Source organism: Inquilinus limosus, assembly GCF_002195995.1.
GTDB lineage: Bacteria > Pseudomonadota > Alphaproteobacteria > DSM-16000 > Inquilinaceae > Inquilinus > Inquilinus limosus_C.
Window position 1 is genome coordinate 21,503 of the sequence record NZ_NHON01000085.1, and the last position, 7,320, is coordinate 28,822.

8 protein-coding genes are annotated in these 7,320 nt (G+C 70.9%); 6 read left to right on the plus strand and 2 right to left on the minus strand.

What is annotated here, in order from left to right; all coding sequences use genetic code 11:
- Positions 1 to 12: 12 nt before the first annotated feature.
- The 5 genes from hutU to BWR60_RS29090 are packed head-to-tail and all read left to right on the plus strand — an operon-like array spanning position 13 to position 5,508.
- The gene (gene hutU, locus BWR60_RS29070; protein WP_088155608.1) at positions 13 to 1,704 is read left to right on the plus strand and encodes a urocanate hydratase; all 1,692 of its coding nucleotides are present in this window, start codon (positions 13 to 15) and stop codon (positions 1,702 to 1,704) included.
- On the plus strand, positions 1,697 to 2,332 hold the full coding sequence (locus tag BWR60_RS29075) for a pyridoxamine 5'-phosphate oxidase family protein (protein ID WP_088155610.1): 636 nt from the start codon (positions 1,697 to 1,699) through the stop codon (positions 2,330 to 2,332). The genes hutU and BWR60_RS29075 overlap by 8 nt, the downstream gene beginning before the upstream one ends.
- Position 2,333: 1 nt before the next feature.
- Positions 2,334 to 3,878, plus strand: coding sequence for a histidine ammonia-lyase (gene hutH / locus BWR60_RS29080; protein ID WP_088155612.1), 1,545 nt, complete (start codon positions 2,334 to 2,336; stop codon positions 3,876 to 3,878).
- Entirely contained in the window at positions 3,875 to 4,666 is a 792-nt protein-coding gene (gene hutG, locus BWR60_RS29085; RefSeq protein ID WP_088155614.1) for an N-formylglutamate deformylase, read from the plus strand. Before hutH ends, hutG begins: the two co-directional genes overlap by 4 nt.
- A complete protein-coding gene (locus BWR60_RS29090) occupies positions 4,663 to 5,508 on the plus strand; it encodes an aminoglycoside phosphotransferase family protein (RefSeq protein WP_179221996.1) in 846 nt (281 codons plus the stop codon). Before hutG ends, BWR60_RS29090 begins: the two co-directional genes overlap by 4 nt.
- A 165-nt stretch (positions 5,509 to 5,673) precedes the next feature.
- On the opposite strand, the gene BWR60_RS29095 is transcribed toward BWR60_RS29090, so the two are convergent.
- The gene (locus tag BWR60_RS29095; RefSeq protein WP_088155618.1) at positions 5,674 to 6,447 is read right to left on the minus strand and encodes a cyclase family protein; all 774 of its coding nucleotides are present in this window, start codon (positions 6,445 to 6,447) and stop codon (positions 5,674 to 5,676) included.
- A 146-nt stretch (positions 6,448 to 6,593) separates the two neighbouring features.
- Here BWR60_RS29095 and BWR60_RS29100 point away from each other — a divergent pair, with 146 nt between their 5' ends.
- A complete protein-coding gene (locus BWR60_RS29100) occupies positions 6,594 to 6,878 on the plus strand; it encodes a DUF2218 domain-containing protein (RefSeq protein WP_088155620.1) in 285 nt (94 codons plus the stop codon).
- Between the two features lie 3 nt (positions 6,879 to 6,881).
- Here BWR60_RS29100 and BWR60_RS37320 read toward each other — a convergent pair.
- Positions 6,882 to 7,320: hypothetical protein (locus BWR60_RS37320; RefSeq protein WP_218823730.1), on the minus strand; the 439-nt coding region annotated here is incomplete at its 5' end.

Below are 7,320 nucleotides of genomic sequence, written 5' to 3' on the forward strand. Positions count from 1 at the left end.
GGAGGCCTTGCCGTGACGACCACCACCAACCGCCGCGTCATCCGGGCGCCGCATGGGCCGGAGTTGAGCTGCCGGACATGGCAGACCGAAGCCGCCATGCGGATGCTGATGAACAATCTCGACCCCGATGTGGCCGAGAATCCGGACGAGCTGGTGGTCTATGGCGGCATCGGCAAGGCGGCCCGCAACTGGCAGTCCTTCGACACCATCGTCCGCACCCTGAAGGACCTGGCGCCGGACGAGACGCTGCTGGTCCAGTCCGGCAAGCCGGTCGGCGTGTTCCGCACCCACACCGACGCGCCCCGCGTGCTGATCGCCAACTCCAACCTGGTGCCGCATTGGGCGACCTGGGAGCATTTCCGCGAGCTCGAGGCCAAGGGCCTGATGATGTACGGCCAGATGACGGCCGGCTCCTGGATCTATATCGGCAGCCAGGGCATCGTGCAGGGCACCTACGAGACCTTCGCCGAGGTCGGCCGCCAGCACTACAATGGCGACCTGAAGGGCCGCTGGATCCTGACCGGCGGGCTGGGCGGCATGGGCGGCGCCCAGACGCTGGCCGCGACCATGGCCGGCGCGTCGATGATCGCGGTCGAGTGCCAGGCCAGCCGGATCGAGCGCCGCCTGGCCACCCGCTATGTCGACCGCAAGGCCGAGAGCCTGGACGAGGCGATGGCCATCATTCGCGAGGCGAAGGCCCAGGGCAAGGCGGTGTCGGTCGGCCTGCTCGGCAACGCCGCCGAGATCTTCCCGGAGATCGTGCACCGCGCGAAGAACGACCCGTCCTGGCGCCCGGACGCCGTCACCGACCAGACCTCCGCCCATGACCCGCTGAACGGCTACCTGCCGGCGGGCTGGAGCTGGGCCGAGGCCGAGACCCGCCGCCAGACCGACCCCGAGGGCGTGGTCCGCGCCGCGAAGGAGAGCATGGCCGCCCATGTCCGGGCGATGCTGGACTTCCACGCCATGGGCATCCCGACGCTGGACTACGGCAACAACATCCGCCAGATGGCGCAGGATGTCGGGGTCGAGAACGCCTTCGACTTCCCCGGCTTCGTCCCGGCCTATATCCGCCCGCTGTTCTGCCGCGGCATCGGCCCGTTCCGCTGGGCCGCCCTGTCCGGCGACCCGGAGGACATCTACAAGACCGACCAGCGGGTGAAGGAGCTGATCCCCGACGACCCGCATCTGCACAACTGGCTGGACATGGCGCGCGAGCGCATTGCCTTCCAGGGCCTGCCGGCGCGGATCTGCTGGGTCGGCCTGGGCCAGCGGCACCGCCTGGGCCTGGCCTTCAACGAGATGGTGGCCAGCGGCGAGCTGAAGGCGCCGATCGTGATCGGCCGCGACCATCTCGACAGCGGCTCGGTCGCCAGCCCGAACCGCGAGACCGAGGCCATGCAGGACGGGTCGGACGCCGTGTCCGACTGGCCGCTGCTGAACGCGCTCCTCAACACCGCCTCGGGCGCCACCTGGGTCAGCCTGCATCATGGCGGCGGCGTCGGCATGGGCTACAGCCAGCATGCCGGCATGGTGATCGTCGCCGACGGCACCCAGGAGGCGGCCCGGCGGCTGGAGCGGGTGTTGACCAATGACCCGGGAACCGGCGTCATGCGGCATGCCGATGCGGGCTACGACATCGCCCGCGACTGTGCCCGCGAACAGGGCATGAAGCTGCCGATGCTGGAGGACACGCATGGATGACGGGATCGTTCGCGCCGAGGAGATCGTCCGGGACCAGGCCGGGCTTCGCAGCCGCTACGCCGAGCCGAGCGAGTTGGTCCGCAACAAGGTCCTGAACCGCATCGACCGGCACGCCCGTGCCTTCATCGGCCTGTCGCCCTTCCTGGTGATCGCCACGGCGGGGGCGGATGGCAGCGCCGACGCCTCGCCCCGCGGCGACGCGCCCGGCTTCGTCACCGTGGCCGACGAGACCACCCTGCTGATCCCCGACCGGCGTGGCAACAACCTGTGCGACAGCCTGTCGAACGTGGTCGAGAACCCGAAGGTCGGGCTGGTGTTCTTCGTCCCCGGCGTCAACGAGACGCTGCGGGTCAATGGCGGCGCCGCGATCACCACGGACCCGGCGGTGCTGCAGCCGATGACGGTTGACGGCAAGGTCCCGACCTCCGCCCTCCGGGTCACGGTCGACCAGCTGTACTTCCATTGCGGCAAGGCGCTGATCCGGTCCCGGCTGTGGGACCCGGCGGCGCAGATCGAACGCGGCAGCTTCCCGACCCTGGGCAAGATCCTGTCCGACCAGATCAAGGGCGTCGACACCGCAGAGGCCGATGCCCGGCTCGAAAACTCATACCGGAACCACCTCTACTGACATGGCCGACATCACCTTCACCGCCGGCCGGCTGACGCTGCCGCAGCTGCGCGCCATCGCCCGCACCGACGCCGCCGTGCGCCTCGACCCGGCCTGCCGGCCGGAGATCGAGGCCGGGGCCGCCACCGTCGCCGCGATCGTCGACGAGAACCGCACCGCCTACGGCGTCAACACCGGCTTCGGCAAGCTGGCCCAGACCCGGATCCCGACCGACCGGCTGCAGCAATTGCAGACCAACCTGGTGCTGTCGCACGCCACCGGCACCGGCCCGCTGCTGGACGATGCGATCGTCCGGCTGATCCTGGCGCTCAAGCTCAACGGCCTGGCCCGCGGCCGGTCCGGCGTGCGCTGGGTGGTGATCGAGGCGCTGCAGGCCTTGCTCGACGCCCACGCCTATCCCTGCATCCCGGCCAAGGGCTCGGTCGGCGCCTCGGGCGACCTCGCCCCCCTCGCCCATCTCTCGGCGGCGCTGCTCGGCGAAGGCGAGATCCGGCTCAAGGGCAAGCGCTGGCCGGCCGCCGACGCGCTGCGCCAGATCGGCCTCGAGCCGCTGATCCTGGCGCCGAAGGAAGGCCTCGCCCTGCTGAACGGCACCCAGGTCTCGACCGCCCTGGCCCTGTTCGGCCTGTTCGCGGCGGAGGAGGTGTTCGCCGCCGGCCTCGTCGCCGGCGCCATGTCGGTCGACGCCGCCCGCGCCTCCGACGCGCCCTTCGACGCGCGCATCCATGAATGGCGCGGCCAGCCTGGCCAGATCGAGGTGGCGGCGACGCTGCGCGGCCTGCTCGACCACAGCGCCATCCGCGCCTCGCATGTCGAGAATGACGACAGGGTGCAGGACCCCTACTCCCTGCGCTGCCAGCCGCAGGTGATGGGCGCCTGCCTCGACCAGATCCGCCACGCGGCCCGGATCCTGGAGATCGAGGCCAATGCCGTGTCCGACAACCCGCTGGTGTTCCCGGAGACGGGCGACGTCATCTCCGGCGGCAACTTCCACGCCGAGCCGGTGGCCTTCGCCGCCGACAATCTGGCGCTGGTGATCGCCGAGATCGGCGCGATGTCGGAGCGGCGGATCGCACTGCTGACCGACAGCAACCTGTCCGGCCTGCCGCCTTTCCTGGTGTCCGACCCGGGCGTCAATTCCGGCTTCATGATCGCCCATGTCACCGCGGCCGCCTTGGCCAGCGAGAACAAGAGCCTGGCGCATCCGAGCTCGGTCGACAGCCTGCCGACCTCGGCCAACCAGGAGGATCATGTGTCGATGGCGACCCATGCCGGCCGCCGCCTGGCCGACATGGCGGAGAACACCGCGGTGATCGTTGGGGTCGAGCTGCTGGCCGCGGCGCAGGGCATCGACTTCCACCGCCCGCTGCGCAGCGCCGAGCGGATCGAGGCGGCCATGGCCGTCATCCGCGCCAAGGTGCGCAAATGGGACGAGGACCGCTACTTCGCCCCGGACATCGAGGCGGCGAAGGGCCTGGTCCAGGCCGGCACCTTCCTGCCCTATGTGCCCGGCCTGCTGCCGAGCATTGTCGCGGAGACCCGATGATGGACGCCTTCCGCCTGCATCGCGGCACCGCGCCGCTGCTGCTGAGCATCCCGCATGTCGGCACCGGCGTGCCGGAGGCGATCCGGTCGAAGCTGACGCCGGAAGGCCTGCTGCTGCGCGACACCGACTGGCACCTCGACCGGCTGTACGATTTCGCCGAGGGGCTGGGCGTCAGCATCCTCCAGGCGGCGCAGTCGCGCTATGTCGTCGACCTGAACCGCCCAGCCGACGACCAGAGCCTGTATCCCGGCCAGGCCACCACCGGCCTGTGCTCGACCATCGATTTCGACGGAAGGCCGCTGTACCGGCCGGGCGAGGAGCCGGACGCGGCCGAGATCGCCTGGCGGGTCGAGACGGTCTGGAAGCCGTACCACGCCGCACTGGCGGGCGAGCTGGAGCGGATCAAGGCGCAGCACGGCTACGCCCTGCTGTATGACGCGCATTCGATCCGGTCGGTGGTGCCGCGGCTGTTCGACGGGTTGCTGCCCGACCTCAACCTCGGCAGCAATGGCGGCACCACGGCGGCGCCGGCCCTGAAGGAGCGGATCGCGGAGATCTGCCGCACGGCCGAGGGCTTCACCCATGTGGTCGACGGCCGGTTCAGGGGCGGCTACATCACCCGCCACTACGGCCAGCCGGAGCGCAACGTGCACGCGCTGCAGATGGAGCTGCCCCAGCGCCACTACATGGACGAGGAGCCGCCCTTCGCCTACCGGCCGGACGTGGCTAAGCCGCTGAAGGCCGTGCTGCACCGGGTGCTGGAATCGATGCTGGCCTGGAAACCGTGAGCAGCGCCTTGGCGCCGATCGAGCTCTGGCTCGACCGCTGGGAGCTGGAGCCCGACGGCGAGGCGATCGAGCGCAACGGCGCCCATGTCGCCTTCGTCCGCCGCGGCGGCCACCGGGCGGTGCTGAAGGTGCTGAAGCCGAACAGCGACGAAATGCTCGGCCCGGTGATGCTGGCGCATTACCGGGGCCGCAGCGCCGTCCGCGTGCTGGGGCACGAGCAGAACGCCGTGCTGCTGGAGCGGGCGCTGCCGGGGACGGAGCTGACCGACACCGTGCTCGCCGGCCGCGACGACGAGGCCGTCCACATCCTGTGCGGCGTGATGGCGGACCTGCACCGGGACGACCCGCCGCCCGGCCCCTGGCCGACGGTCGAGGATTGGGGCCGCGCCTTCCCCCGCTATCGCGCCGGCGAGCCGTATGCCGAGATCCCGCCGGCCCTGCTGGACCGGGCCGAGGCTGAGTTCATGGAGCTCTGCGCCAGCCAGGGCCGGCGCTTCCTGCTGCATGGCGACCTGCATCACGAGAACGTGCTGGATGGCGGCGACCGCGGCTGGCTGGTGATCGACCCCAAGGGCGTGATCGGCGAGCTGGCCTATGAGACCGGCGCCGGCCTGCGCAACCCGGGCGGCGCCGAGATACTGTACAACGATCCCCGGCACATCGCCCGCCGGGTGCGGATCCTGGCCGAAACGCTGGGCCTGCCCGAGCGGCGCATCCTGCGCTGGTCCTTCGCCCAGGCGGTCCTCTCCGCCCTCTGGCATGTCGAGGACGGGGACGGCGACGAGGATGTGGCGGCGGCGATCGCGACCGCGAGGGCGATGGAGAGCCTGCTGCGGGAATAACGCTCGGGCTGGACAGGCCGGTGCCGCCCCCTCACCCGCCAGCGCTACGCGCTGTCGACCTCTCCCCATGGGAGAGGCAAAACATCCCCTCTCCTCGGGGAGAGGGAGGGGCCCGGCGCCGCAGGCGACGGGAGGATGAGGGGGAGAGCCGGCCGGTGATTGCGTTCAGTCCGGCAGGATCGCCACCGCCCTGGTCCAGCCCGCCGAGGCGGCGCGGATCTTCACCGGGAAGCAGCTGACGGTGAAGCCGGTGGCCGGCAGTGCCTCCAGATTGTGCAGCTTCTCCAGATGGCAGTAGCCGATGTCGCGGCCGGCCTTGTGGCCTTCCCAGATCAGCGAGGCATCGCCGGTCTCCTGGAACCGCCGCGCCGTGTGGCTGAACGGCGCGTCCCAGCTCCAGCCGTCGGTGCCGGTCACGCGCACGCCCTGCCGCAGCAGGTGCAGCGTGGCGTCGCGGCCCATGCCGCAGCCGCTGTCGACATAGTCGGCCTGGCCGTAGCGGGCGCCGGCGCTGGTGTTGACCAGCACGATCTCCAGCGGCTTCAGCACATGGCCGATCCGCGCCAGCTCGGCGTCGATCTCGGCCGGGGTGACGATGTGGCCGTCCGGCAGGTGCCGGAAATCCAGCTTCACGCCGGGCTGGAAGCACCAGTCCAGCGGCACCTCGTCGATGGTGATGGCGCGCTTCCCGCCATCCATCGTCGGGTGGTAGTGCCAAGGCGCGTCGAGATGCGTGCCGTTGTGGGTGGAGATCGCCACCCGCTCCTCCGCCCAGCCCTTGCCCTCCGGCAGTTGGTCCGGCCGCAGGCCCGGAAACACGAAGGCGATCTCGCGCGCCGTCTCCTCATGGGCGCGATAGGTGATCGCGACCTTCTGGAACGGCGGGTCGGCCGGGACGTCGTTCTCGAGCGGGATCGAGATGTCGATGAGCTTGGGCATGAAATCCGTCTCGGTTCGGGTCGGTCGTAGCGGCGGCACTGTGCCGTGACCGCGATCCGATCGCCATCGTCCAGAAAGCCGCGCCGCCCGGTTGCGAACCGCTCGCAACCAACCCATCTGATCCTCATCAGATCGAAGAGGACATCATGCCGAGCTCCGAAGCCCGCATTCCCACCGAGCACGCCAGCAAATACCTGCAGCAGCTGTGCAAGCATTTCGGCCACCGCATCCCGGCGAGCTTCGACGCCGAGAAGGGCCACCTGACCTTCGAGATGGGCACCACCGCCCTGGCGGCCGAACCGGCCCTGCTGGTGCTGCGCAACGAGGCGCCGGAGGCCGCCGGCCTGGCCCGGCTGGAGGAGGTCGTCGCCTCGCACCTCGTCCGCTTCGCCTTCCGCGAGGAACTGACGATCGACTGGCAGCCGGCCTGACCGTCACTTCGCCCGGCAATCCTCCACGTCGGTGCCGGGGGAGCAGAGGCCGGAGCCCTTGCCGGGCTCGTCGCATTCGCCGTCCCCGGTGAAGGGACAGGCCGCCGGAGACGCGGTGCCAGGGGCGGCGGAGCCGCCATCCGCGGCCGAGCAGTCGCTGGCGTCGGTGCCGGCGGAGCACAGGCCGGTGCCGCGGCCCGGCTCGTCGCATTCGCCGTCATGGGCGAACTGGCAGCTGTCGTCGCCCCCGGACGGCTTGGCCGGCGCGGKGGGCGCCGCCGGGGTCTGGCCGCCCCCCTGCGTCGCCTGGCAGTCGGTCGTGTCGGTTCCCGCAGCACAGGCGCCGGAGCCGACGCCGGGCTCGTCGCATTCGCCGTCGCGGGCGAAGGGACAGCTATCCGCACCCTGCGCGGCCGGCGCCGCGGGCGCGGCCGGCGCCGCG

What these genes read in the sequence shown, in the direction of transcription:
- BWR60_RS29075 (WP_088155610.1), top strand. Translation starts at nt 1,697, where the DNA reads ATGGATGACGGGATCGTTCGCGCCGAGGAGATCGTCCGGGACCAGGCC.
- hutH (WP_088155612.1), top strand. Translation starts at nt 2,334, where the DNA reads ATGGCCGACATCACCTTCACCGCCGGCCGGCTGACGCTGCCGCAGCTG.
- hutG (WP_088155614.1), top strand. Translation starts at nt 3,875, where the DNA reads ATGATGGACGCCTTCCGCCTGCATCGCGGCACCGCGCCGCTGCTGCTG.
- BWR60_RS29095 (WP_088155618.1), bottom strand. Translation starts at nt 6,447, where the DNA reads ATGCCCAAGCTCATCGACATCTCGATCCCGCTCGAGAACGACGTCCCG.
- BWR60_RS29100 (WP_088155620.1), top strand. Translation starts at nt 6,594, where the DNA reads ATGCCGAGCTCCGAAGCCCGCATTCCCACCGAGCACGCCAGCAAATAC.